21 protein-coding genes are annotated in these 23,887 nt (G+C 74.9%); 13 read left to right on the top strand and 8 right to left on the bottom strand.

Features of this window, described 5'->3' with window-relative positions; translation table 11 throughout:
• Genes hpnE through hpnH form a run of 4 tightly spaced genes read left to right on the top strand, consistent with a single transcriptional unit; the run spans window position 1 to window position 5,221 of the window.
• Window positions 1–1,323: a hydroxysqualene dehydroxylase HpnE gene (gene hpnE / locus KLI87_RS24680; RefSeq protein WP_214618876.1), complete on the top strand. Its 1,323-nt coding sequence runs from the start codon at window positions 1–3 to the stop codon at window positions 1,321–1,323.
• Window positions 1,324–1,340: 17 nt separating this feature from the next.
• Window positions 1,341–2,333 (top strand): polyprenyl synthetase family protein, encoded by a 993-nt coding sequence (locus KLI87_RS24675; protein ID WP_250904243.1) that lies wholly within the window; start codon window positions 1,341–1,343, stop codon window positions 2,331–2,333.
• The gene (gene shc, locus KLI87_RS24670; RefSeq protein WP_214618874.1) at window positions 2,333–4,216 is read left to right on the top strand and encodes a squalene--hopene cyclase; all 1,884 of its coding nucleotides are present in this window, start codon (window positions 2,333–2,335) and stop codon (window positions 4,214–4,216) included. Before KLI87_RS24675 ends, shc begins: the two co-directional genes overlap by 1 nt.
• 6 nt (window positions 4,217–4,222) lie before the next feature.
• Complete coding sequence (gene hpnH, locus KLI87_RS24665; RefSeq protein ID WP_250904190.1) at window positions 4,223–5,221, top strand: adenosyl-hopene transferase HpnH; 999 nt, start codon at window positions 4,223–4,225, stop codon at window positions 5,219–5,221.
• 10 nt (window positions 5,222–5,231) lie between these two features.
• Here hpnH and KLI87_RS24660 read toward each other — a convergent pair whose 3' ends face one another.
• Window positions 5,232–7,217, bottom strand: a complete 1,986-nt coding sequence (locus KLI87_RS24660) for a phosphatase PAP2 family protein (RefSeq protein WP_156215242.1) — start codon at window positions 7,215–7,217, stop codon at window positions 5,232–5,234.
• A gap of 188 nt (window positions 7,218–7,405) precedes the next feature.
• Between KLI87_RS24660 and KLI87_RS24655 the strand changes: the two genes are divergently transcribed.
• Both KLI87_RS24655 and KLI87_RS24650 read left to right on the top strand, forming a co-directional pair.
• On the top strand, window positions 7,406–8,206 hold the full coding sequence (locus KLI87_RS24655) for a PadR family transcriptional regulator (RefSeq protein WP_214618872.1): 801 nt from the start codon (window positions 7,406–7,408) through the stop codon (window positions 8,204–8,206).
• Entirely contained in the window at window positions 8,203–8,706 is a 504-nt protein-coding gene (locus KLI87_RS24650; RefSeq protein ID WP_214618871.1) for a DUF1707 domain-containing protein, read from the top strand. The genes KLI87_RS24655 and KLI87_RS24650 overlap by 4 nt, the downstream gene beginning before the upstream one ends.
• Here KLI87_RS24650 and KLI87_RS41615 read toward each other — a convergent pair.
• On the bottom strand, window positions 8,673–9,959 hold the full coding sequence (locus tag KLI87_RS41615) for a sensor histidine kinase (protein ID WP_214618870.1): 1,287 nt from the start codon (window positions 9,957–9,959) through the stop codon (window positions 8,673–8,675). The genes KLI87_RS24650 and KLI87_RS41615 overlap by 34 nt on opposite strands.
• Before the next feature lie 141 nt (window positions 9,960–10,100).
• Between KLI87_RS41615 and KLI87_RS24640 the strand changes: the two genes are divergently transcribed.
• Window positions 10,101–12,644 carry an ABC transporter permease gene (locus tag KLI87_RS24640; protein ID WP_214618869.1) on the top strand — a complete coding sequence of 848 codons (2,544 nt, stop codon included), beginning with the start codon at window positions 10,101–10,103 and terminating at the stop codon, window positions 12,642–12,644.
• A 3-nt stretch (window positions 12,645–12,647) separates the two neighbouring features.
• Here the strand turns inward: KLI87_RS24640 and KLI87_RS24635 are convergent, their stop codons facing one another.
• Window positions 12,648–13,601 (bottom strand): LysR family transcriptional regulator, encoded by a 954-nt coding sequence (locus tag KLI87_RS24635; RefSeq protein ID WP_214618868.1) that lies wholly within the window; start codon window positions 13,599–13,601, stop codon window positions 12,648–12,650.
• Window positions 13,602–13,673: 72 nt separating this feature from the next.
• On the opposite strand from KLI87_RS24635, the gene KLI87_RS24630 reads away from it, so the two are divergent.
• Window positions 13,674–13,835 (top strand): hypothetical protein, encoded by a 162-nt coding sequence (locus KLI87_RS24630; RefSeq protein WP_214618867.1) that lies wholly within the window; start codon window positions 13,674–13,676, stop codon window positions 13,833–13,835.
• Window positions 13,836–13,854: 19 nt separating this feature from the next.
• Here KLI87_RS24630 and eda read toward each other — a convergent pair whose 3' ends face one another.
• From eda to edd, 3 genes are read right to left on the bottom strand one after another with little or no spacing between them, the layout of a single operon-like run.
• Complete coding sequence (gene eda / locus KLI87_RS24625) at window positions 13,855–14,502, bottom strand: bifunctional 4-hydroxy-2-oxoglutarate aldolase/2-dehydro-3-deoxy-phosphogluconate aldolase (protein ID WP_214618866.1); 648 nt, start codon at window positions 14,500–14,502, stop codon at window positions 13,855–13,857.
• Window positions 14,499–15,536 (bottom strand): glucokinase, encoded by a 1,038-nt coding sequence (gene glk, locus KLI87_RS24620; protein WP_214618865.1) that lies wholly within the window; start codon window positions 15,534–15,536, stop codon window positions 14,499–14,501. The genes eda and glk overlap by 4 nt, the downstream gene beginning before the upstream one ends.
• A complete protein-coding gene (gene edd / locus KLI87_RS24615) occupies window positions 15,533–17,347 on the bottom strand; it encodes a phosphogluconate dehydratase (RefSeq protein WP_214618864.1) in 1,815 nt (604 codons plus the stop codon). Before edd ends, glk begins: the two co-directional genes overlap by 4 nt.
• Window positions 17,348–17,495: 148 nt before the next feature.
• Between edd and KLI87_RS24610 the strand changes: the two genes are divergently transcribed.
• The 4 genes from KLI87_RS24610 (at window position 17,496) to KLI87_RS24595 (ending at window position 21,167) form a co-directional block, all read left to right on the top strand.
• Window positions 17,496–18,608, top strand: coding sequence for an ROK family transcriptional regulator (locus KLI87_RS24610; RefSeq protein ID WP_156215231.1), 1,113 nt, complete (start codon window positions 17,496–17,498; stop codon window positions 18,606–18,608).
• A 172-nt stretch (window positions 18,609–18,780) separates the two neighbouring features.
• The gene (locus KLI87_RS24605; RefSeq protein WP_214618863.1) at window positions 18,781–19,461 is read left to right on the top strand and encodes a hypothetical protein; all 681 of its coding nucleotides are present in this window, start codon (window positions 18,781–18,783) and stop codon (window positions 19,459–19,461) included.
• 7 nt (window positions 19,462–19,468) lie between these two features.
• Window positions 19,469–20,383 carry a J domain-containing protein gene (locus tag KLI87_RS24600; protein ID WP_214618862.1) on the top strand — a complete coding sequence of 305 codons (915 nt, stop codon included), beginning with the start codon at window positions 19,469–19,471 and terminating at the stop codon, window positions 20,381–20,383.
• 58 nt (window positions 20,384–20,441) lie between these two features.
• On the top strand, window positions 20,442–21,167 hold the full coding sequence (locus KLI87_RS24595) for a DUF899 domain-containing protein (RefSeq protein ID WP_214618861.1): 726 nt from the start codon (window positions 20,442–20,444) through the stop codon (window positions 21,165–21,167).
• Between the two features lie 50 nt (window positions 21,168–21,217).
• On the opposite strand, the gene KLI87_RS24590 is transcribed toward KLI87_RS24595, so the two are convergent.
• Window positions 21,218–22,321 (bottom strand): serine hydrolase, encoded by a 1,104-nt coding sequence (locus tag KLI87_RS24590; protein ID WP_250904189.1) that lies wholly within the window; start codon window positions 22,319–22,321, stop codon window positions 21,218–21,220.
• Between the two features lie 138 nt (window positions 22,322–22,459).
• On the opposite strand from KLI87_RS24590, the gene KLI87_RS24585 reads away from it, so the two are divergent.
• Entirely contained in the window at window positions 22,460–22,864 is a 405-nt protein-coding gene (locus tag KLI87_RS24585) for an NUDIX hydrolase (protein ID WP_214618860.1), read from the top strand.
• A 3-nt stretch (window positions 22,865–22,867) separates the two neighbouring features.
• On the opposite strand, the gene KLI87_RS24580 is transcribed toward KLI87_RS24585, so the two are convergent.
• Window positions 22,868–23,773, bottom strand: coding sequence for a putative sugar O-methyltransferase (locus tag KLI87_RS24580; protein ID WP_214618859.1), 906 nt, complete (start codon window positions 23,771–23,773; stop codon window positions 22,868–22,870).
• Window positions 23,774–23,887 lie beyond the last annotated feature (114 nt).

The raw sequence follows: 23,887 nt of genomic DNA, 5'->3' as shown, positions 1-23,887 counted from the left end.
GTGAGCGTCGTCGTCGTCGGCGGGGGCCTCGCGGGCATCAGCGCGGCGTTGGCGCTCCAGGAGGCGGGGGCCGACGTCACGCTGGTGGAGGCGCGCCCCTGGCTGGGCGGCGCCACCCACTCGTTCGGGCGCGGCGACCTGACCGTCGACAACGGCCAGCACGTCGCGCTGCGCTGCTGCACCGCCTACCAGGGGCTGCTCCAGCGCCTGGGCACCGACCACCTGCTGGACGTGCAGCGCAGGTTCGACGTGACGGTGCTGCGGCCCGGCGGGGCGCCCGCGCGGCTGCGGCGGGCGCCGCTGCCGAGCCCGCTGCACCTGCTGCCCGCCCTGGCCCGCTACGCGCCGCTGTCGGCGGCCGAGCGGCTGAGGGCGGTGTGGGCGGCGGCGACGATCCGGTCCCTCGACCCGGCCGACCCCGTCCTGGACGGGGTGGCGGCGGGCACCTGGCTGGCGGAGCGGGGCCAGCGCCCCTGGGCGCGCGAGGCGCTGTGGGGGCTGTTCGTCACGGCCGCGCTGAACGCCGAGGTGGACGACGCGGCGCTCGGCCTGTCGGCGATGGTGTGCCGGCGGGCGCTGTTCGGGCGCGCGGACGCGGCCGACATCGGCGTCCCGTCCGTCCCGCTGGCGGACCTGCACGGCGGGCCCGCGCTGGCGCGGATCGAGGAGGCGGGCGGCACCGTCCTGCTCAAGGCGAAGGTGGAGGCGGTCACCGCCGACCCGAAGGTGATCGTGGACGGGGCGCCGATCGCGGCCGACGCGGTGGTCATGGCCGTGCCGCACGAGGCGGCGGCGCGGCTGCTGCCCGCCGAGGCGCTGCCCGACCCGCTGCGCTGGCCGGAGCTGGGCGCGAGCCCGATCGTCAACGTGCACGTCGTCTACGACCGGCCGGTGCTGGGGCTGCCGTTCGTGGCGGCGGTCGGCTCGCCCGTCCAGTGGGCGTTCGACCGGACGGTGGTCGGCGGGCTGCGCGGCGACGGGCAGTACCTGGCCGTCTCGCTGTCGGCGGCCGACCGCTGGATCGACGTCCCGACGGCCCGGCTGCGCGAGCGGTTCACGCGCGAGCTGCGCCGGCTGCTGCCCGCCGCCCGGCACGCGTCCGTCACCGACTTCTTCGTCACGCGGGAGCGGCGGGCGACGTTCCGCCAGCGTCCCGGCAGCGGCGCGGCGCGTCCCGGCGCGGCGACGCGGGCGCCGGGCCTGTTCCTCGCCGGCGCGTGGACCGACACGGGCTGGCCCGACACGATGGAGGGAGCAGTGCGCAGCGGTCTGACCGCCGCACGCCTGGTCCGCCGCCACCTTGAGGGGGTGAGGGGCCGGTGACGACCGTTCCGGTCTCGATGACCGATGTCCGCGAGCTGGTCGACGGGGCGCTGCGCGCCGCGGTCGGGCGGCTCGACCCGCACACCTACCGGGTGGCGGCCTACCACCTCGGCTGGGCCGACGCGGAGGGGCGGCCGCGCAAGGAGCCCGCCGGGAAGGCGCTGCGCCCCGCGCTGGCCCTGCTGTCGGCCCGCGCGGCGGGCGCGCCGCCGGAGAGCGCGCTGCCGGGCGCGGTCGCGGTCGAGCTGACGCACGCGTTCTCGCTCCTGCACGACGACATCATGGACGGCGACCGGACGCGGCGGCACCGCCCGGCGGCGTGGGCCGTCTACGGCGAGCCCGCCGCGATCCTGGCCGGGGACGCGCTGCTCGCCCTCGCCGGGGAGGTGCTGCTGGAGGCGCCGGGCCAGGGGTCGGCGCGGGCGGCGCGCGCGCTGGCCGTCGCGACCCGGCACCTCATCGCGGGCCAGTCGCTCGACCTGAGCTTCGAGACCCGCCACAAGATCACGCTGGAGGAGTGCCAGTCGATGGCGGCCGGGAAGACCGCCGCGCTGCTGGCCTGCTCGTGCTCGATCGGCGCCGTGCTGGACGGGGCGCCCGAGGGCCTCGCGGCCGCGCTGGAGGGGTTCGGCGCCGACCTCGGCGTCGCGTTCCAGCTCACCGACGACCTGCTCGGCATCTGGGGCGATCCGGCGGCGACCGGCAAGCCCGCGCTGTCGGACCTGCGGTCCCGCAAGATGTCGCTGCCGGTCGTGGCGGCGCTGAACTCCGGCACGCCCGCGTCCCCGGCGCTGGCCGAGCTGTACGCCCGGCCGGAGCCGCCGGGCGAGGACGAGCTGGCCGAGGCGGCGCGGCTCGTCGACCTCGCGGGCGGCAGGGCGTGGGCGCGGGCCGAGGCCGCGCGCCGGGTGGAGAGCGCCGGGGAGCACCTCGCCGGAGCGGGCGTGCCCACCCCCGTCCGCACCGAGTTCCTGCGCGTCGCCGACTTCGTCACCCACCGGGACCACTGATGACCACGACAGCCGAACCCGCCGCCCCCTCCACCAGGGAGGCGGCGCGCAGGACGCTCGACGCGGCGCGGGAGCACCTGCTCGGCCTCCAGTCCCCCGAGGGCTGGTGGAAGGGCGAGCTCCAGACGAACGTGACCATGGACGCCGAGGACCTGCTGCTCCGCGAGTTCCTCGGCGTCCGCGACGAGGAGGAGACGCGGGAGGCGGCCCGCTGGATCCGCTCCCAGCAGCGCGAGGACGGGACGTGGGCGAACTTCTTCGGCGGCCCGCCCGACCTGTCCACGACGGTCGAGGCCTACGTCGCGCTGCGGCTCGCCGGGGACCCGACCGGCGCCGACCACATGCGCCGCGCCGCCGCGTACGTGCGCGAGGCGGGCGGCCTCCCGGCGACGCGCGTGTTCACGCGCTACTGGCTGGCGCTGTTCGGGCGCTGGCCGTGGGACGCGCTGCCCGTCGTCCCGCCGGAGATGATCTATCTGCCGTCGTGGTTCCCGCTGAACGTCTACGACTTCGGGTGCTGGGCGCGGCAGACGATCGTGCCGCTGACGGTGGCGGCGGCGCTGCGCCCCGTCCGGCCGCTGCCCTTCGACATCGCCGAGCTGCACGGCCAGCACGTGCGGAGGAGGCGCCAGGGGCCGCCCGGCTGGGCCGAGGCGTTCCACGCGCTCGACCGCGCGCTGCGCGTCTACCAGCGGCGCCCGGTGAAGGCGGTGCGGCGGGCCGCGCTGCGCCGCGCCGCCGAGTGGATCATCGCGCGGCAGGAGCCGGACGGGTCGTGGGGCGGCATCCAGCCGCCGTGGGTGTACTCGCTCATCGCGCTGAACCTGCTCGGCCACGACGTCGACCACCCGGTCATGCGGCGCGGGCTCCAGGGCCTGGAGCGCTTCACGATCCGGGACGGGCAGGGGCGGCGCCTGGAGGCGTGCCAGTCCCCGGTCTGGGACACCGCGCTCGCCATGACCGCGCTCGCCGACGCGGGCATGCCCGCCGGGCACCCGGCGCTGGAGAAGGCCGCCGCGTGGGTGGTCGGCGAGGAGGTGAAGGGCCCCGGCGACTGGCAGGTGCGCCGCCCCGGCCTGCCGCCCGGCGGCTGGTCGTTCGAGTTCGACAACGACTACTATCCCGACGTCGACGACACCGCCGAGGTCGTGCTGGCGCTCGGCCGCGTCGCGCATCCGGACGCGCCGCCCGCCGTCGAGCGGGGCCTGCGCTGGATGGCCGGGATGGTCTCGCGCGACGACGGGTTCGGCGCGTTCGACGCCGACAACACCCGCGAGCTGTGCCGCAGGCTCCCGTTCTGCGACTTCGGCGAGGTCATCGACCCGCCGTCCGCCGACGTCACCGCGCACGTCGTGGAGGCGCTGTGCGCGCAGGGAATGGGCGACTCGCAGCTGTGCAAGCGCGCCGTGGTGTGGCTGCTGAAGGCGCAGGAGCAGGACGGCTCCTGGTACGGGCGGTGGGGCGCCAACCACGTCTACGGGACCGGCGCCGTCGTGCCCGCGCTGATCGCGGCGGGCGTCCGGCCCGGCAAGCCGGCGATCCGGCGGGCGGTGGCCTGGCTGGAGCGGCACCAGCGCGACGACGGCGGCTGGGGCGAGGACCTGCGCTCCTACCGCGACCCGGCGTGGATCGGACGCGGCGCGTCCACCCCGTCCCAGACCGCGTGGGCGCTGCTGGCGCTGCTGGCCGCCGGCGAGCGCGGACCGGCGGTCGAGCGCGGCGTCGGCTGGCTCACAGAGCGGCAGCGCCCCGACGGGACCTGGGACGAGGACCACTTCACCGGAACCGGGTTCCCCGGCTACTTCTACATCAACTACCACCTGTACCGGCTGGTGTTCCCGGTGAGCGCCCTCGGCCGCTACCTGAGGGAGGACGCGTCGTAAATGGGCATGCCACTACGCCAGAGCCTGCGGGTCGGCGGCTACATCCTGCGCAACAGGCTCGCCCGCCGCGCGAAGTTCCCGCTGCTGGTCGAGCTGGAGCCGCTGTACGCGTGCAACCTCGCCTGCGCGGGGTGCGGGAAGATCCAGCATCCGGCGAGCCTGCTGAAGCAGCGGATGCCGGTCGAGCAGGCGGTCGCGGCGGTCCGCGAGAGCGGCGCGCCGATGGTGTCGATCGCGGGCGGCGAGCCGCTGATGCACCCGGGGATCGGCGAGATGGTCGCCGAGCTGGTCGCGATGAAGCGGTACGTGTTCCTGTGCACGAACGCCGCCCTGATCCCGAAGAAGATCGACCTGTTCGAGCCGTCCCGGTACTTCGCGTGGGCGGTGCACGTGGACGGGCTGCGCGAGCGGCACGACGCGTCCGTCTGCAAGGACGGCGTGTTCGACCAGGTCGTGGAGGCCATCGCGATGTGCCGCGAGCGCGGGTTCCGGGTCACGACGAACACGACCGTGTTCAACACCGACACCCCGCAGACCGTCATCGACGTCCTCGACTACCTCAACGACGACCTGGGCGTCGACCAGATGATGATCTCCCCCGCGTACGCCTACGAGAAGGCTCCCGACCAGGAGCACTTCCTCGGCGTGCAGGAGACGCGGGAGCTGTTCCGGAAGGTGTTCGCCGACGGCCGGCGCCGCCGCTGGCGGTTCAACCACTCGCCGCTGTTCCTGGACTTCCTGGAGGGCAGGGCCGACTTCCCGTGCACGGCGTGGGCGATCCCGTCCTACTCGCTGAAGGGCTGGCAGCGCCCCTGCTACCTGATGGACGACGGCTACGCCGACACCTACGAGGAGCTCGTGCGGACGACCAACTGGGGCGCCTACGGCCGGGGCCGCGACGACCGCTGCTCCAACTGCATGGCGCACTGCGGCTACGAGCCGACCGCCGTCTTCGCCACGATCGGGTCGCTGACCGAGTCGCTGCGCGCGATCCGCAGCGGCTGACCCGCCGGGGCTAGTCGGCCTCGCGGAGTTCGCGGACGACCTCCGCGACGGCGGCCGTCATCCGGTCGGCGTCGTCCACGAGGCCGGGGTCGGCGCAGACGCCGAAGCACAGGTCGCGGTCGACGCCGAGCGCCCCGGCCGCGAGCGGCGCGCCGGGCGCCAGCGGGATCACCGGGTAGACCTCCAGCAGCGGGGCGCCCGCCAGCCGCAGCAGCCGGTCGGGGCCCGGCAGGCTCGACACGATGCCCTGGAGGAACCGGGCACTGTAGGCGTAGCGGGCGAAGCGGGCGTGCAGCGGGGCGGGCATGACCCGCCCGGCCTGGCGCATCACGAACCAGGCGGCGAGCGGGCGCGTCCCCGACCGCAGCACGCGGGCGCGCCGGGCGGTCTCGGCGAGCCGGTCGGCCTCGGGCATCTTGCCGATCGGCAGGTCGATCATGACGGCGCTGGTGTGGTTGCCCTCCGCGCCGTCGCCCGGCGAGCGCATCATCAGCGGCACCGCGACCCGGCAGGAGTCGCCGGCGCCCGGGGTCTCGCGGAGCACCCGGTGCAGCCCGCCCGCCACCGCGCACAGCACGACGTCGGTGACCCGCGCGCCGTGCCGCCGCGCGACGTCCCTGGCCTGGTCGAGCGGGACGAGCAGGGTGCCGAACCGGCGCTCGGACGTCCCGGCGGCGGGCAGCCGCGCGGGGCGCGCCGCGTCCGCGGCGAGCTGGCCGAGCCCGGTCGCCGTCGCGAGCGCCTCCTGGACGGGCCTGCGGCGGCGCCCCGTCCCGCCGTAGTCGAGCGGGTAGGGCTCCATGAGCGCCATCGCGTGCGCGACGACCCCGACGCCGTCGGCGACGACGTGGTGCATGAGGAACACGACCGCGTCGCGTCCCGGCGCGACCCCGGTCACCAGGATCATCCGCCACAGCGGCCGGTCGCGGGGCAGCGGCTCGGACTGGATCGCGGCGACCACGGCGCGCAGCCCGGCCATGCCGTCCACGCGGCGCTCCTGGACGTGCCACGCCCAGTCGATCGCCGGGTCGTCGCGCCAGAGCGGCCGCCGCCACCGGCCGCCGTCGGCGAGCCGCTGCCGGAACCGCGGGTGGTCCTCCAGCCGCGCGGCGACCAGGGCGGCCAGGTCGTCGCGGGTCACCGGCGCCCGCGCGGTGTCCAGGACGATCAGCCCCCCGGCGTGCTGGGGCGCCTCCGGGGTCTCCACGGCCAGGAAGAACGCGTCGGGCCCGCGGACCCGCTCGCCCGCGCCGCGCGGGGTCGCGCGCTCGGCGGCGTACACCGCGAAGCCCACCAGCGGGACGGCCGCCAGCGCGTCCAGCAGGTAGTGGTTGGCGGTCGCCATGATCACATACAGGGTCAGCAGGATGTGGACCGCGTTCACCGACTGCACCCACCGCCGCGCCGACACCCGGGCCAGCTCGACGCCGACCCACAGCGTCCAGGCCATGTGCAGGGACGGGACGGCCGCGAACCGGTCGGCGTGCTCGACCATCGGCGAGCCCCACGACCCCCACGTGCGGCCCAGCCGGACCGTGTCGACGAACCCGAGCTCGGGCATCAGCCGCGGCGGCATCACCGGGTACAGCGCGAAGCAGGCGATCCCGACCAGGTTGATCAGCAGGAACGCGTTGCGCGCCGTCCGGTAGCGCTCCGGGTGCCGCAGGTACAGCCAGGCGAGCAGCGCGACCGCGCTCGCGATGTAGGTGATCGCGTACTCGTAGTTGGCCAGCACGCGCCAGACCGGCTGCCCGGCGAGCCAGCCGTTCAGCGTCCGCTCGACGTCCAGCCGCAGCGCCCGCTCCAGGTCGTAGAGCGCGCGGCCGTGCCCGCGAGCGGCCCGCTCCCTGGCGTCCTGCGGCAGCATCACGACCAGCGCGTACAGGCCGAAGACCGCCATGCCCAGCAGCAGCTCGCCCCGCAGGCGCCCGCGCGCGACCGCGCCGCCCCCGGTCACGACCGCGTCCGGCGCGGTCATCGCCTCGTCCGTCCCCATCGTCCCCCCACAGGGGTGGTTACCCAGGATTTCCGCCGGTCAGACGACCATGCCCGGATCCGGCGGACCCGCGCGACGCGCCGGGGGCCCGGTTTTCGCGGGAACCATCTTCCCGAACCGTACGTCTTCGATATATCGTTGTCCTATCGCGAGAGATCATAGAGAGATCTCAGAAGGTGGTGGTGACCATGGGAGCGACGCATCGGAGCGGGCCCGACTGGCGCTGGGCGTTCGCGGCGGCGGCGATCGGCGCGAAGGCCGCGCACGCGGCGTCCCGGCACGGGCACGGGCATGAGCACGGCTTCGGGCCGGGCCACGGGCACGGGCACGGCCATGAGCACGCGCACGGCGGGCCCTGGCAGTGGGGCCCGCCCGGCGGCTTCGGGCCCGGCGGGGGACGCCCGCCCTGGGCGCGCGGCGGTGGGCGCGGCCCGTGGGGACGGGGGCGCAAGGCGCCCAAGGGCAACGTCCGCGCGGCGATCCTCGCCCTGCTCGCCGAGGAGCCGCGCAACGGCTACCAGATCATCCAGGAGATCAACGAGCGCAGCGGCGAGGCGTGGAAGCCGAGCCCCGGCGCGGTCTACCCGGCGCTCCAGCAGCTCGCGGACGAGGGGCTGATCACCGCCGAGGAGGGCGGCGGCCGCCGCACCTACCGGCTCACGGCCGAGGGCGGCGCCTACGTGGCCGAGCACGCCGACGAGCTGGAGGAGCCGTGGGCGCAGATGGCACCCGACTTCGGCGAGGGCGCGCCGGAGCTGTTCCGGCAGGTCGCGCAGACGGGCGCGGCGGTGATGCAGATCGTCCACTCCGGGACGCCGGACCAGGTCAGGCGGGCCACCGAGATCCTCTCCGAGACCCGGCGCGCCCTGTACCGCGTCCTCGCCGGCGAGGAGCCGCGCGCGGGCGAGGAGCCGCGCGCGGGCGGGGCCGACGCGGGCCCCACCGCCGGAGGCCCCACCGCCCAAGGCCCGGGTGAGGAGCCGGCGTGACGACCCCCGAGGGGATCCGCTCCGGCGACGTCCGCGTCGGCGACGCCGAGCGCGACGCGGTCATGGTCGCCCTGCACGACCACTTCGCGGCCGGACGGCTCGACCGCGAGGAACTCGACGAGCGGCTCGGCACGACGCTGGCGGCCCGGACGCGGGGCGACCTGCGGGCGGTCGTCCTCGACCTGCCCGACCCGCAGGGCCTGGCGGTGCCGGAGGCGGCGCCCGCGCGTCACCACCACCGGGGCCGGCCGCACCACCTCGGCCACCACCACCTCGGCCACCACCATGGCCGCCACCGTCACGGGCCGCCGTTCCCGCTGCTGCTCGGGCTGTTCCTGGTGCTGGCGTTCACGATGGGGCCGGGCCCGGGGTTCCTGGTCGTCCTCCAGGTGGCGCTGGCGGTCTGGGCGGTGCGGGCCCTCCTGATGGCGTTCGGGCACCGGCACCTCCGCCACCACGCGCACCGTCAGGGCGCGGGCGGCGTCGGGAGGGGGACGTAGGCGGGCAGCGACGCCTCGACGCGGAACCCGTCCCCGGCCGGGCCCGCGCTGAAGGTGCCGCCGACGGTCTCGACGCGCTCGCGGAGCCCGGCGAGGCCCGTCCCGGAGCCGCTGGCCGCGAGCGCCGCGTCCGGGTCCCGTTCCGGGGCGGCGCAGAGCACGCTCAGCCGGACGCCGTCGGAGCGGTAGCCGACCTCCACCCGGACGGCGGCGCCCGGCGCGTGCTTGCGCGCGTTGGTCAGCGCCTCCTGGACGACCCGGTAGGCGGTGCGCCCGACGGCGGGCGAGGCGGGCGCGGGCTCCCCGCGCTCCACCAGCTCGACCCGGACGCCGACGGCGGCGGACTCGGCGACCAGCGCCGACAGGTCGGGTAGCGGCCCCGACGCGGGGGCGGGGGCCGCGCCCGCCGCCCCGGCGCCGCGCCGCAGCAGGCCGATGACGTCGCGCAGCTCCTCCAGCGCGTGGCAGCCGTCGTCGCGCAGCTCCTCGGCGGCGACGCGGGTCTCCTCGTCGGGCGCCCTGACCCGCAGCGCGCCCGCGCGCAGCACCATCAGCGTCACCCGGTGCGCGACGACGTCGTGCATCTCGGCGGCGAGCCGGGCGCGCTCCTCGGCCCGCGCCCGCTCGGCGAGCAGGTGCCGCTCCCGCTCGGCGCGCTCGGCCCGCTCGGTCAGCCCCTGCAGGACGCGGCGCCGCGCCGCCGCGTACATGCCGAGCAGCGCCGCCGCGACCAGCATCGCCATGCTCCGGAAGACCATCGTCTCGACCGAGGACGTCTCCTGCCCCGAGACGCGCCTGATCGACTCGTCGGGGATCACGTCCTGGGTGAGGCCGACCAGCGGGACGAGCGCGACGACCGGCAGCGCCCGCGCCCAGACGGGCCGGTCCCCGTCGCGGGGGAAGGCCATCGCGGCGTAGACGGCGAACGGCAGCGCGGGCGGCCACCACACGATCGGGTCGAACGCGCCGGGCGGGCCGTCGCGCAGCAGCGTGCCGGGCGCGAGGCGCTCGACGGCGTCCAGCAGCGCGGCGACCGCCGCGGTGAGCCACGCGACCGTCATCGGGAACCGGCGGCGGACCGCCAGCGCGAGCGCGGGGAGCGCCACCACCGCGGCCGTCGCGCCGTGGTGGCCGCGCAGGACCGAGTCGGGGCCCGCCGCCGTCTGGAGGCTCAGCGCCAGCGCGCACACCACGGCCACGGCGTCGGCGGCGAGGTCGCGTCCGGGGGGCGCGGGCGGCGGTGTGAGGCGCACGGGCCCACCGTACGCACCCCTCCCCCGCCGGGGACCCCTACGAAAGTCGGGTCCGGCCTGCCGTGCGTCGTGCGCCGCCCGGACGCGGACGCGACGATGCGCCCTGCCGCGGCCCCGCACCGCACCGGTCGAATCGTGGCCATGATGGTGAAGCTCGTATTCCGTGGGCTGGCCGCGCACCGCGCCCGCCTGCTGCTGTCGGTGGTGGCGGTCGTCGCGGGCGTCGCGTTCGTCTCCGGCACGCTGATCTTCTCGGCCACGCTGAGCCGCTCGTTCGACCGCGCCTTCGACGACCTCGGGCGCGGGACGGACACGGTCGTCAGGGCGCGGCAGTCGTTCCGGACGGGGCCGGGCGAGCGCGCGGCGCCGCGTCCGGTGCCCGCGTCGGCGCTCGCGGCCGTCCGGCGGGCGCCCGGTGTCGCGAAGGCGGAGGGCGTCATCACCGGGTTCGCGGCCGCCGTCGACCGGCAGGGGAGGATCGCCGGGGCGGAGCCGCAGACCGGGGTGGCGTGGAGCGGCGACCGCGACCTGTCGCTGACCCGCCTGACCGCCGGGGCGCCGCCGCGCGCGCCGGACGAGGTCGCCATGGACGCCACCACCGCCCGCGACGCCCGCTACCGGGTCGGCGACCGGGTGACGGTCGCGTTGCGGTCCGGCACGCGGACGTTCCGGCTGACCGGCCTGTTCCGGGTCGGCGACTCCGCGCTCGGCTCCTCGATCTCGATGACCGCGTTCGCGCCGGACGCCGCGCCGCGCCTGCTCGGGCAGCGTCCCGGCACCTACGAGCGCATCGTCGTGCACGCGGACGGCGGCGTCACCCAGGAGCGCCTGCGGGACGCGGTCGCCGCCGTCCTCCCGCCGGGCGTCGAGGCCGTCACCGGGGCGGAGGCGGCGGCCGAGCAGGCCGGCCCGCTCAAGGACATCATCAAGATCATGCGCACGTTCCTGCTGGTCTTCGCGCTGATCGCGGTGTTCGTCGGGTCGTTCATCATCTTCAACACCTTCGCGATGCTGGTCGGCGGGCGGGTCCGGGAGCTGGCGCTGCTGCGCGCCGTCGGGGCCTCGCGCGGGCAGGTGACGCGCTCGATCCTCGGCGAGGCGGCCGTGGTCGGCCTGGCGGGCTCGACGCTCGGCCTCGCGGCGGGGGCCGTGGTCGCGCTCGGGCTCGCCAGGCTGATGACGCTGGTCACCGGCGGGGAGGAGCTGCCGTTCGGGCCGCTCGCGCTGCCCGCGTCCGCCGTCCTCGCCGCCTACCTGGTGGGGACGCCGGTGGCGCTGGCCGCAGCGTTCGTCCCGGCGCGGCGCGCGGCGCGGATCCCGCCGGTCGCGGCGCTGCGGGAGGACGCGGCGCCGCCCCGCCCGCTGCGGCGCCGCGTCCTCGGCGGATGCGCGGTGCTGGCGGTCGGCGGGATCCTGGCCGCGGCCGGGCTCGCGGGGGACGGGACGTCCGGCCTCACGCTCGCCGGAACCGGCGCGGCGCTGCTGTTCGCGGGCGTCGTGGTGGTCTCGCCCGCGCTGAGCCGCCCGGTCGCCCGCGTCCTCGCCCGCCCGTTCGCGCGGTTCGGCGGCGGCGCCGGACGGATGGGCGCCCGCAACGCGGTCCGCGACCCCCGGCAGACGTCGGCGACGGCGTCGGCGCTGACGATCGGGCTGGCGCTCATCGCGACCGTGTCGATCATCGTCCAGTCGTTGGCGGCCTCGGTCGACCGGCAGCTGGAGGCCGCGCTGACCGCCGACTACCAGGTCACCGGGCGCAGCCAGGTCACGCCGGTCGAGGCGGGCGCGGCGGCGGCGGTGGGCCGCGTCCCGGGCGTCCGCGCGGCGATCCCGGTCCGGACGGCCCGGTTCCGGCTGGAGGGCGCCGTGCAGGCCGCGACCGCCGGTTCGCCGGGCGAGCTGCTGGCCCACTTCCGGCTGCCGCTCCAGGAGGGCTCGGCGGCCGTGCGCGGGGAGGACCTGCTGGTCGGCCGCAGCGTCGCCCGCGACCGCGGCTGGAGGATCGGCGGCACGCTCCCCGGCGAGTACCAGGACGGGACGAGGCGGACGTTCCGCATCGCCGGGATCTACGCCGACCGGCCGGCGCTCACCCCGTCCGCGCCCACGGTGATCATCGACTGGGCCGGGTACCGCGCCCACGACCCGGACGCGCCGATCGAGCGCATCGAGGTCACGGTCGCGGGTGCCCGGCGGGCGGCGCTGGAGTCGGCGCTCGCGCCGTGGCCGAACCTGGAGCTGAAGGACCGCGCGCAGGTCAAGGACGACGCGGCGGGCGAGATCGACCTGTTCCTCACGCTGGTCCTCGGGCTGCTGGTGCTGTCGGTGCTGGTCGCCGCGCTCGGCATCGTCAACACGCTCGCGCTCGCGGTCACCGAGCGGACGCGGGAGATCGGGCTGCTGCGCGCGGTCGGCACGCAGCGCCGCCAGCTCCGCCGCATGATCCGCTACGAGGCCGTCGTGGTGTCGCTGTTCGGCGCGGTGCTCGGCGTCGGGACCGGGAGCGTGCTCGGCGTCGTCCTGCAGAAGGCGATCGCGGGCGGCGAGGACGGCATGGAGGTGCTCGCCGTCCCCTACGGGCGCCTCGCGCTGTGCGTCGCGGCCGCCGCGGCCATCGGCGTGGTCGCCGCCGTGTGGCCCGCCGCCCGCGCCGCGCGCCTGGACATCCTCCAGGCGATCGCGACCGACTGAGGCTCAGCTCGCGACGGGAACGGCCCGGGTCGCGGCGGGGAGGAGATCGCATTGGGCGGGGACGGCCTCGTGCAGCGCGGCCAGGCCGCGGGCGATCAGCGGGTGGGTGCGGCTCCCCCGGCGGACGCACGTCAGCACCCGCCGCTTCGGGACGGAGTCGCCCGTCAGCGGCACCCGGACGACGGTCTGGCCGGACTGCCCGTCGGCCAGCCTCGGCACCAGCGACACGCCGAGGCCGTTGGCGACCAGCGCCCAGATCACCGACCAGGTCGTGGCGTTGTGGGCGATCCGGGGCGTGAACCCGGCGGCGGCGCAGTAGGTCATCACCTGCTGGTGGTGGGCGCAGCCGTCGGGCTCGACGCTGATCCACGCCTCGGACGCCGCGTCCTCCAGCACGGCCGTGCCGCGCCGCGCGAGCGGATGCCCGACCGGGACGATCAGGTCGAGGGCCTCCTCCAGCAGCGGCTCCCGGTCGAAGCGCGGGTCGCCGGGCGGCGGTGCCTCCGGGGTGGGCTCGATCACGGCGAGGTCGGTCTCCCCGGCGGCGAGCAGGCCCATCGCGACGTCGGTGTCGCACTCGCGGATCTCGATCGCCAGATCGGGGTCGGCGGCCGTCAGCCTCCCGGCGGCCGGGGCGATCAGCCCGCTGACCGCCGTCGTGAACCCGCACATGCGCAGCGGCCCGGCGGCCCCGGCGCGGTGCGACTCCAGGTCGGAGAGGGCCTCCTCCCAGCGGGCGTGCAGCGCGTCCGCGTGCCCGATCAGCAGGTGCGCCGCCGGGGTGAGCCGCACCCGGCGGCCCTGCGGCTCCAGCAGCACCACCCCCAGCTCCCGCGCCAGCTCGCGCAGGTGGTGGGAGACCGCCGACGGCGTGAGGTGCATCGCCTCCGCCGCCGCCGTGACCGTCCCGTACTGGTGGACGAGCCGGAGCAGGTGCAGCCGCCGCAGATCAATCATGTCACCATATTGCATGATCAGATCCGAAAACGTGAAATAGACGCGCACGTTCGGCGGCGGGAGACTGGTCGCATGAACCAGCGGAACAGCACCCTCTCCCGCCATCTGACCAGCGAAGGAACCGTCATCTGGAGCCGCTGCGCCTGCGGGCGGCTGCGGATGGACCTCGTCCCGCACGGCTCGGCCCCGCGACTCACCGCCGGACCCTGCGCCCACGGCCACCCGCCGAAGTAGGGGCCCGCCGGCAGAGGGGTCAGCCCTTCCCGAGGGCGGCGGCGTCGGCGGCGAGCGCGCGGATCCGGTCCCAGTCGCCCGCGCGGACGGCGTCGCCCGGCGTCAGCCACGACCCACCCACGCAGCCGACGTTCGGCAGCGCGAGGTAGTCGGCGGCGTTGCCGGGGGTGACGCCGCCGGTCGGGCAGAACCGGGCGTCCGGCAGCGGGCCGCCGAGCGCCTTCAGGTAGGCGCGGCCGCCCGCCGCCTCGGCGGGGAAGAACTTCATCGCCGTGATCCCGCCCTCCAGCAGCGCGACGGCCTCGGACGCGGTGGCGACGCCGGGCAGGAACGGCAGGCCCGTCGCGACCATCGCCGCCTGGAGCCGGGGCGTGCAGCCGGGGCTGACCAGGAACCGGGCGCCCGCCGCCGCCGACCGCTCGGCGTCCTCGGGCCGGACGACCGTCCCCGCGCCGACGATCGCGTCCGGGACCTCGGCGGCGATCCGCGTGATCGCCGGAAGCGCCGCCGGGGTCCGCAGCGTCACCTCGATCGCGGGCAGGCCGCCCTCCACGAGGGCGCGCGCCAGCGGGACGGCGGCGTCCTCGTCCTCCAGCACCACGACGGGGATGACGGGCGCGAGGCCGAGGAGGTCGGCGTTGGTCAGGTCGGTGGGGGTCGTGGTCATGCGGGCTCCAGGTACTCGGTCGCGGGCAGGCTCGCCGCCAGCCGCACGGTGGCGCCGACGAGCGCCGGGCCGGGGTGGACGATCAGCGCCGTCGGGATCGGCCGCAGGTAGTCCTCCATCGGCGGCTTCGCCTCGAAACGGCTCCGGAACGCGCTGCCGGTCAGCACGGCGGTGATGCGCGGCAGGATGCCCCCGCCAAGATAGACCCCCCCGCGCGCGCCCAGCGTGAGGGCCACGTTCCCGGCGAGCGACCCGAGCAGCGCGCAGAACATGCCGAGGGCCTCCGCGCAGCGCGGGTCGTCGCCGTTCCGCGAGATCTGCGCGGCGGTCAGCGGCTCGGCCGCCTCGCCGTCGAGTTCGGCGAGGTAGCGGTGGATGCGGGACAGGCCGTCCCCCGACAGCAGCAGCTCGGCGGTGGCGGCGCCGCGCTCGGCGCGCAGCAGCCGCATGACCTCGATCTCGCGGTCGGTCCCGGCCGGGATGTCGACCTGGCCGCCCTCGCTGGCGAGCTGCACCCAGCCGCCCGGCACCGGGATGAGCCCGGCGACGCCGAGCCCGGTCCCCGGGCCCATCACCGCCATCGGCGCCTCGGCGGCGGGCGGCGGCGCGACCGCCTCGCCCGGCCGCGTCGCCGGCCCGCCGATCGGGACCAGGTCGGCCGGGCCGAGGCGGGGCAGCGCCAGCGCGAGCGCCTCGAAGTCGTTGACGATCTCCAGATGCGGGATGCCGAGGTGCCGCCGGACGTCCTCGGGGGTGCCCGCGGGCCAGCCCGCGTTGGTCAGCCGGTAGGTCCCGCCGCCGGTGGGGCCCGCGACGACCGGTCCGGCCACCGCCAGGCACGCCGCCGACGGCCGCACGCCCGGCGCGAACCGCTCCAGGTAGGCGGCCGCCGCCTCCGCGAGCCCGGCGAACTCGCGCGTGGGCAGCGACTCGACGCCGGTCGGGGCGCCGTCCGGGCCGTCCACGAGGGCGAAGCGGGCGTTGGTGCCGCCCACGTCGGCGACCAGCCAGGGCCCGCCCTTCGGGGCGCTCACGCGAACACTCCCGCGCCCTGCTCGGCCGGGCCCACGGCCCGGCGGAACGACTCGAACAGCTCGCGGCCGGTGCCCCAGCGGTCGCCCGGCGGCGCCCCCTCGGGCGGGCGCGCCTCGAACTCCTCGTCGGGGACGAGGATCTCCAGCAGGCCCTTGTCGGCGTCGAGGCGCACGACGTCGCCGTCGCGGACGCGGGCCAGCGGGCCGCCCGCCGCCGCCTCCGGGGACACGTGGATCGCGGCCGGGACCGCCCCCGACGCGCCCGACATCCGCCCGTCGGTGACCAGCGCGACCCGGTGCCCCCGGTCCTGCAGGACGGCGAGCGGCGGGGTCAGCCGGTGCAGCTCGGGCATGCCGTTGGCGCGCGGGCCCTGGTAGCGGACGACGGCGACGACGTCCCGGTCCAGCTCCCCCGCGCCGAACGCCTCGTGCAGCGCCTCCTGCGTCTCGAACACGCGGGCGGGCGCCTCGATCGTGCGGTGCTCGGGACGCACCGCCGACACCTTCACCACCGCGCGGCCGAGGTTCCCGCGCACGGTGTGCAGGCCGCCGTGGGTGTCGAACGGCTCGTCCACCGGGCGCAGGACGCCGAGGTCGCCCGACTCCGGCGCCGCGTCCCGCCACACGGCCCTGCCGTCCGCCCCCAGCTCCGGGGTCCTGCGGTAGGCGGCGAGGGTGCCGCCGCCGACCGTCCGCGCGTCCTCGTGCACGAGGCCGGCGTCGATCAGCTCGCCGATGAGGAACGCGGTGCCGCCCGCCGCGTGGAAGTGGTTCACATCCGCCGTGCCGTTCGGGTACAGCCGGGTCAGCAGCGGCGTGACCTTGGACAGCTCGTCGAAGTCGTCCCAGGTCAGCTCGATCCCGGCGGCGGCGGCCATCGCGACCAGGTGCAGCGTGTGGTTGGTGGACCCGCCGGTGGCCAGCAGCGCGACGACGCCGTTCACCAGCGCCCGCTCGTCCATCAGCTGCCCGATCGGGGTGTACTCGTCGGCGAGGTCGGTCAGCTTCAGCACGCGGCGCGCCGCCGCCTCGGTCAGCGCGTCGCGCAGCCCGGTGCCCGGCGGGACGAAGCTCGCGCCCGGCAGGTGCAGGCCCATGACCTCCATGAGGAGCTGGTTGGAGTTCGCCGTCCCGTAGAAGGTGCAGGTGCCGGGCGAGTGGTAGGACGCGGACTCGGCCGCGAGCAGCTCGTCGCGGCCGATCTCCCCGGCCGCGTACCGCTTGCGGACCCGCGCCTTGTCGGCGTTCGGCAGCCCGGAGGCCATCGGCCCGGCGGGCACGAGGATCACCGGCAGGTGCCCGAACGACAGCGCCCCGATCACCAGCCCCGGGACGATCTTGTCGCACACCCCGAGCATCAGCGCGCCGTCGAACATGTCGTGCGAGAGCGCCACCGCCGTCGCCATCGCGACCACGTCCCGGCTGAACAGCGACAGCTCCATGCCGGCGCGGCCCTGCGTGATGCCGTCGCACATCGCGGGCACGCCCCCGGCGAACTGGGCGGTGCCGCCCGCCGCGCGGATCGCCGCCTTGATCAGGTCGGGGTAGTCCTTCAGCGGCTGGTGCGCCGACAGCATGTCGTTGTAGGCCGACACGATCGCGATGTTGGGTGTCACGTTCCCGCGCAGCCACAGCTTGTCCTGGACGCCGCAGGCCGCGAACCCATGCGCGAGGTTCGCGCAGCCCATGCCGCCGCGGGCCGGGCCCCGGGTGCGGGCCTTCTCGATCCGGGCGAGGTAGGCGGCGCGCCGTCCCGCGCTCCGTTCGGCCACACGTCGGGTCACTCGTTCCAGCACAGGGTGCACAGCCATGAGAACGCTCCAGAGCAGGGGGACCACTGATCCACAAGTTACCGAGACATACGTCACCCGGACAACCCGACTTATGAATTTTGGATTACAGAACCCCCTTGATTGTGCCAACTAGACGCACAGAACGGACACGTGCTTGACTGAGCGGATGCCGCGAGCCATCCGTCCGTCCACGGCCGGGGACATGCTCCGCCTCATCCGCGAGGACGGCGTCGCCACCCGCGCCGAGCTGGGCCGCATCACCGGCCTCTCGCGTCCGGCCGTCGCGTCCCGCGTCGCGGGCCTCATCGCCCGCGGCCTGGTGACCGAGCGCGCGGACGGCCCGTCCACCGGCGGGCGCCCCCCGGCCCGGCTGGAGTTCAACGCCGCCGGAGGCACCGTCCTGGTCGCCAACCTCGGCCAGTCGCGCGGCCAGATCGCCGTCTGCGACCTCGCCGGCGCGATCCTCGCCCGCGCCGAGGGCCCGCTGGCGGGCGCCTCCCCCGCCGAGACGCTGCCCCGCCTGCTCGACCGGTGGTCGGCCCTGCTGGAATCGGCGGGCATCGACCCCGGCACCGTCCGCGGCGCGGGCCTCGGCGTCCCCGACGCCGTCGAGCACACCGCCGGACGCTGGGACGGCGTCGCCGTCGGCCCCCCGGTCCGCGCCCGCTTCGGCGTCCCCGCCTACCTCGACAACGAGGTCAACGCCGCCGCCCTCGGCGAGCACCGCGCCCACCCCGGCGTCGACGACCTGCTGTTCGTCAAGGTCTCCACCGGCATCGGCGCCGGCGTGATCGCCGGCGGCGCGATCCAGCGCGGCGCGCTCGGCGCGGCGGGCGAGATCGGGCACGTCCCCATCCCCGACGGCGGCGGCCTCCCCTGCCGCTGCGGCAACCTCGACTGCGTCGAGGCCGTCGCGGGCGGCACCGCCCTCCTCGCCCGCTCCCCCGCCGCCGACCTGCCCGCCCTCGCCGCTCTCGCCCGCTCCGGCGACGCCCCCACCGTCGCCCTCCTGCGCGCCGCCGGACGCCGCATCGGCGAGGTCGTCGCCACCGCCGTCAACCTCCTCAACCCCGCCGTCGTCGTCCTCGGCGGCGACCTCGCCGCCGCCGACGCCCCGCTCATCGCGGGCCTGCGCGAGGTCGTCTACCAGCGCTCCACGTCCTGGGCCACCCGCAGCCTGCGCATCGAGGCCAGCCGCCTCGGCGAGTCCGCGGGCCTGACCGGCTGCGCCGCGATGGTCCTCACCCGCGCCCTGGCCCCCGAGACCATCGACGCCTGAGTCCGGCGATTTTCATCCTTGTTCGTTTACCCGCGCGAGGGCGGGCCGAAATAGCGCGGCCGAGCCCTTCGGCATTTCTTCCACTAACCTGGCCGCCAGGTACTCGGAAACGGCATGGGGGCTGCGCGTGGACTCATCCTTTCCGGTGGTTCCGTCTCATTCCCGTAGACCAGTGGCGCGACGCGAAAGCGGGCTGGTCGGATACGCGCCCGCGCCGGGCGCCCATCAGCCGGGCGAGATGGGTCTGAGCACGGGCCGCAACCTTCGCCACGAATGCTGGGAAATGGTCGGAGTCCGCATCCGGCAGCGGCTCGCGGAACTGTCCGGAGCCGCCATCGAATGGTACGCGGCCACCCACTCCTCCGACGAGCGGCGCCCTTACGCCGTGGCGTTCGGGAACGCGGGCCTGTCCGTCGCCGAACCCCGCGTCGGCACCGACCACCGCCCGGTCTACGCGATCTCCTCGTTCCAGTTCGCGCCCGGTTCCCTCCGGCACGTCAGGGTGGATCACAGGCCGTACCCGCACGCGCCGGGCCCGTCCGCCGGCGGCCCCGCGGACGCCCCCACCCTGGGCCTTGGACGGAGCACGCTCGGCCTTCTCGGCAACCTTCCGCCGCGCGCCCAGGAACTCCTCCAGACGCCCTTCGTCGACGGCCAGAAGATCCTGCGCGACGACTGGCATTACGAAGGCCACGCCCATCACCTCGACATGTTCATGTTCTTCCTGGCCGGGGCCAAGGACGTGACCGTCGCGACCGGGACCAAGACCATTCCGGTCGGCCACACCGACGCGACGGCACATTGGTCGCTGACCTGCTACCGGGCGTCGGTGGCACGCCGCATCGGCCGATAGGCGCGCCATGTTCGGCGACCTCTCCGGGCACGACGCCTACGAACTCCTCCACGTTTCCCCGGACGCCTCGTCCGAGGAGATCCAGAGGGCCTGGCGAAAACTCGCGCGGACCCACCACCCGGACAGGTTCACCGACAACACGGCCAGGACCAAGGCGGAACAGGAGTTACGCCTTATCAACCTGGCACGGGACGTCCTGCTGAACCGGCGGGCCTCCTACGACGCCTTCCGCGACGCCCCGGCCGTGGACGAGGAACTCTTCGACGACCCCTGGGAAGACGAGCCCCCACCGGACCCCTGGGATTTCGACACACCCTCCTCAGCCCCGCAGGACCCGTGGGCCGACGCCACCCCGGGCGCAGCCCCGCCACCCCCCACCTACATCCCGCCGCGCCCGCCCCTTCATGTTCCGCCCCCTTACATCCGGCCGCCGTGGCCCCAGTACAGACCGCCCCCACGCCATCAGGTGGGTTCCAGACTCGGACTCGGCTGCGTGCTCCTTTTCGGCGTCCTGCTCTTCCTCTGGGGCTTCGGAGTCGTTCTCGGCGGCCTGAGGGGGCTCGTCCACTCGGACGAGCCCGAGCCCGAGGCGCCCGTCCCCGGCGTGCTCGCGGGCAGTTGGACGGGCATAGTCCAGCACCTCGGTGACGACTCGACCTGGGACATCGAACTCACCCTCCGCAAGGGGAAGCACAACGGCAAGGTCCACTACGTGCACGGAGAATGCGCTGGAACCGCCGTACCGATCGTCGCCGATGCGCAGGAGGCGGTGACCCTGCGCACCGTCTTCCCCCATGAACAGTCCCTCTGCGACGTGGGCAACGTGCACATCACCCCGAGCACGGACGGACGTATCCAGGTGACCTACTACAAGGAGGACGGGGTCACGGAGGCCGCGACGGGGACTCTCCTCCGCCGGTGAGTTTTCCCGCTCCGGGGGGTCTCTACATAGGCAAGGACAGGTCGACGAGGGAGGCTTGATGTCGCTACCGCAGGTCGTGTCGCGCGAGGAGTGGCTGGCCGCGCGCAGGGAGCTGCTCGCGCAGGAGAAGGAGGCCACCCGGGCGCAGGACGCCGTCCACGCGCGGCGCCGCGAGCTGCCGATGGTGCGGCTCGACAAGGCGTACGAGCTGGAGGGCCCGACCGGGCCGTCCGGCCTGCCCGACCTGTTCGAGGGCCGCCGCCAGCTGATCGTCTACCACTTCATGTTCGACCCCGGCTGGGACGCGGGCTGCCAGAGCTGCTCCCTGGTGACCGACAACATCGGGCACCTCGCGCACCTGCACAACGCCAACACCTCCCTCGCCCTGGTCTCCCGCGCGCCGCTGGACAAGATCCAGGCGTTCAAGGAGCGCATGGGCTGGACGGTCCCCTGGTACTCCTCCAACAAGAGCGACTTCAACTACGACTTCCACGTCTCCAACGACGCGTCCGTCGCCCCGGTCGAATACAACTACAAGGACGCCGAGACCCTGGAGCGCGAGGGCCTCTCCGGCTTCGCCAGCGGCGAGGCGCACGGCCTGAGCGTCTTCCTCCGCGACGGCGAGACCGTCTACCACACCTACTCCACCTACGGGCGGGGCCCCGAAGCCCTCCTGGGCACCTACCACTTCCTGGACTTCACTCCCCTGGGCCGCCAGAAATACGTGAACGAATTCGCCCACCACGACCGCTACGAGGACTCCCCCACCCACTCCTGCCACTGACCCGCACCCGGCCCCGGCGCCCCCCCAGCGCCGGGGCCTCCGCCGAGGTGTCAGCAGAAGATCTTGGTTGCCAGGGTGTGGAGCTTGTCGATGGTGGGGGGTGCGGTGCCCAGGTTGATCGAGAGGGTCAGCCGGCGGCCGTCGTCGGAGCGGAGGGCGTAGGTCGTGTAGCCGATGAGCTGGCCGCTGTGGCCGGTCATGGTCGCGCCGCAGGGAAGTGTGTACCGCTGGAGCCCGAGGCCGTAGGCGAAGCCTTCGTCGGTGGGGTGGACGGTGCGCATCGCGGTGAGGGTCGCGGGAGAGAGCAGGCGGCCGGTGAGAAGGGCGTCGAAGTAGCGGGCGAGGTCCCGGGTGGTGGAGATCATCTCGCCTGCCGCCCAGTCGATCGAGGGGTTCATGTAGGTGGCGTCCACGGTGCGGCCGTCGGGCAGGCGGGCGTAGCCGTGGGCGTGGGGGCGCGGGAGGCCGGGGTCGTTGCCGGGGACGCTCGTCTGGGTCAGGTGGAGGGGGCGCAGGACGCGCCGCCGCACCTCCGACCCGTAGGTGCGACCGGTCAGTCGTTCTATCAGGCGGCCTACGACGATGTAGTTGGTGTTGCTGTACTTCCAGGTGGTGTTCGGGGGGGTCTGGGCGGGGATACGGAATGCCTGGGCCAGGAGTTGGTCGGGCCTGTAGCTGCGGAAGCGCTCCGCTCCGCGCCAGCGGTTGGCGGACCAGCCGGGGTCGCTCATGAAGTCGCGCAGCAGGCTGGTGTGCTGGAGGATCTGGCGCACCGTGATGTGCTCGCCGCCGGGGACGACGCCGGGCAGGTGCTCGGCTACCGGGTCGTCCAGCCGGAGTCGTCCTTCGTCGACGAGTTGGAGCAGGACGGTCGCGGCGAAGGTCTTGGTGACGCTGCCGATCCGGAAGTATCCGGACGGGTCGGCGGGGCGGCCCGTGCGGACGTCGGACACGCCCGCGGCGCCCGACCATTCGCCGTTCGCGGTCCGCACGCGCAGCAGGACGGCCGTGGCCGCCTTGGTCTTCACCAGGTCGTCCAGCATCCCCTGGTAGCCGGCCGGGGCTCGTTCCGCGTGCGCGGCGGGTGGGGTGAGCGCCGCGGACGCCGCCAGGGCCGCGGTCGCGAGCGCCGTCCGGCGGAAGAATTTGATCATGGGTGAACGCTAGGACGCCCTTCCGGCGCGGCCCATGGGGTCGGCCGCCCTTCTTCCCTGCGGAAAACCGCACCCGGCACCCTGCGGATCTCCGCTGTGGTCGACTGGGGGGTGGACGCGTGTTCAGAGGAGGTGCCGGTGGGGCAGGCGCAGGCGGTCGTGGCGGTGTTGCGGCGGGGCGGGCGGGTGCTCGTCATCCGGCGCGGGCCCGAGGCCCAGCGGTCGGGGTACTGGGCTCCGCTCAGCGGCAAAATGGAGCCAGGGGAAAGCCAGGCGGACGCGGTGGCGCGTGAGGTGCACGAGGAGGTGGGCCTCCGCGTCACGCCATTGTCGAAGGTGTGGGAGTCGGAGACCGACGACGGGCGGTTCCGGCTGCATTGGTGGGTCGCCGACGCCGAGACGGGGGATGTGGTCATGGATCCCGGCGAGGTGAGCGACGTCCGTTGGGTCACGCCGAATGAGTTCCTGCGAATGGAGCCCGTCTTCGAGGGCGACCGCGAATTCTTCGAGCGGCTCCTGCCCGACCTCCTCCGGGCCCCCTGAGAATCAGCGGTCCCGCTTCTTGTAAACGGCCTCCCAGAGGTAGCTCCACGGCAGGGCGCGCCCGTCGGCGACGCATTCCCAGTCGGCGCCGGGACGGTATCCCTCGATGAAGCCGGGCACCGCCGCCCGCACCGCCTCGCTGTCGTGGATGTCCAGCAGATTCCTGAGCGGCCCGTTCTCCAGCGCCACCCGGACGGCCTCCTCCCCCGCCACATAGCCGTCCATGGACTTGTCGATGTACTTGCCCACGGGGTTCTTCACATAGAACGCCGCGCAGGTCTCATCGATCAGCGCGAGGTATGCGCCCACGGTCTCCGGGCGCATCTCGGTCATGGAGTGGATGTTGAGGCACAGGTCGAAGCGCTCGGGCCACCGGCCGTCCAACTCGTCGACCTCGACGAACTCGATCTTCTCGAACCGCTCGTCGTCCAGGACCTTGCGCAGGTAGGCACGGCTCAGCCGGAGCGTGTTGCGCAGATCGACCACGCGGTAGGCGGCGACGTCGTGGTTGGACATGATCATGTGGCAGGTGCGCCCGTAGCCCGCGCCGATCTCCATGATCCGGGCGCCGGCGAGGTCGATCTCCCGCTCGATGAAGCCGACCTCGAACGTCGCCTGCAGATAGTCCATGCACAGCGGCTCGCCCTCGCAGCGGACCGTGGTCGGGTCGCCGAGCTCCCGGTTGGGCGTGCGCCTGATCCGCGCCCAGTCCTCCGGGGACAGGCCCATGCCCACCTGGTAGATCAGGGCCTTCAGGTAGCGGACGCCGTTCGTCGCCGGATCCCACAGGGACAGCTTGTAGTTCCTCTGGTCGGCCCTGAAATTCGTCAGGTCGACGGCCACGTCCTCGGTGAACCAATGGTCCTGAATCCGTTCCCACTGACGGCTGGCCTGGAATTTGTGGTCCATACTCGCCTCCGCCCCGGTATGCCTGCCGCCCATGGTCGCAGATTCCGCTAAAGCCCCACTAAAACCCGCGGGCACCCCTAGCGGCACGCCGGAAATAAGGGGCGCGGGTACGGG

It is taken from the genome of Actinomadura sp. NEAU-AAG7, from assembly GCF_018603865.1.
Taxonomy (GTDB): domain Bacteria; phylum Actinomycetota; class Actinomycetes; order Streptosporangiales; family Streptosporangiaceae; genus Spirillospora; species Spirillospora litoris.
Note: the sequence above shows the minus strand (reverse complement) of the source record. Positions and strands in the feature narration are given on the sequence as shown.

What these genes read in the sequence shown, in the direction of transcription:
- KLI87_RS24675 (WP_250904243.1), top strand. Translation starts at nt 1,341, where the DNA reads ATGACCGATGTCCGCGAGCTGGTCGACGGGGCGCTGCGCGCCGCGGTC.
- shc (WP_214618874.1), top strand. Translation starts at nt 2,333, where the DNA reads ATGACCACGACAGCCGAACCCGCCGCCCCCTCCACCAGGGAGGCGGCG.
- hpnH (WP_250904190.1), top strand. Translation starts at nt 4,223, where the DNA reads ATGCCACTACGCCAGAGCCTGCGGGTCGGCGGCTACATCCTGCGCAAC.
- KLI87_RS24660 (WP_156215242.1), bottom strand. Translation starts at nt 7,217, where the DNA reads ATGGGGACGGACGAGGCGATGACCGCGCCGGACGCGGTCGTGACCGGG.
- KLI87_RS24655 (WP_214618872.1), top strand. Translation starts at nt 7,406, where the DNA reads ATGGGAGCGACGCATCGGAGCGGGCCCGACTGGCGCTGGGCGTTCGCG.
- KLI87_RS24640 (WP_214618869.1), top strand. Translation starts at nt 10,101, where the DNA reads ATGATGGTGAAGCTCGTATTCCGTGGGCTGGCCGCGCACCGCGCCCGC.
- KLI87_RS24635 (WP_214618868.1), bottom strand. Translation starts at nt 13,601, where the DNA reads ATGATTGATCTGCGGCGGCTGCACCTGCTCCGGCTCGTCCACCAGTAC.
- KLI87_RS24630 (WP_214618867.1), top strand. Translation starts at nt 13,674, where the DNA reads ATGAACCAGCGGAACAGCACCCTCTCCCGCCATCTGACCAGCGAAGGA.
- eda (WP_214618866.1), bottom strand. Translation starts at nt 14,502, where the DNA reads ATGACCACGACCCCCACCGACCTGACCAACGCCGACCTCCTCGGCCTC.
- edd (WP_214618864.1), bottom strand. Translation starts at nt 17,347, where the DNA reads ATGGCTGTGCACCCTGTGCTGGAACGAGTGACCCGACGTGTGGCCGAA.
- KLI87_RS24610 (WP_156215231.1), top strand. Translation starts at nt 17,496, where the DNA reads ATGCCGCGAGCCATCCGTCCGTCCACGGCCGGGGACATGCTCCGCCTC.
- KLI87_RS24600 (WP_214618862.1), top strand. Translation starts at nt 19,469, where the DNA reads ATGTTCGGCGACCTCTCCGGGCACGACGCCTACGAACTCCTCCACGTT.
- KLI87_RS24595 (WP_214618861.1), top strand. Translation starts at nt 20,442, where the DNA reads ATGTCGCTACCGCAGGTCGTGTCGCGCGAGGAGTGGCTGGCCGCGCGC.
- KLI87_RS24590 (WP_250904189.1), bottom strand. Translation starts at nt 22,321, where the DNA reads ATGATCAAATTCTTCCGCCGGACGGCGCTCGCGACCGCGGCCCTGGCG.
- KLI87_RS24580 (WP_214618859.1), bottom strand. Translation starts at nt 23,773, where the DNA reads ATGGACCACAAATTCCAGGCCAGCCGTCAGTGGGAACGGATTCAGGAC.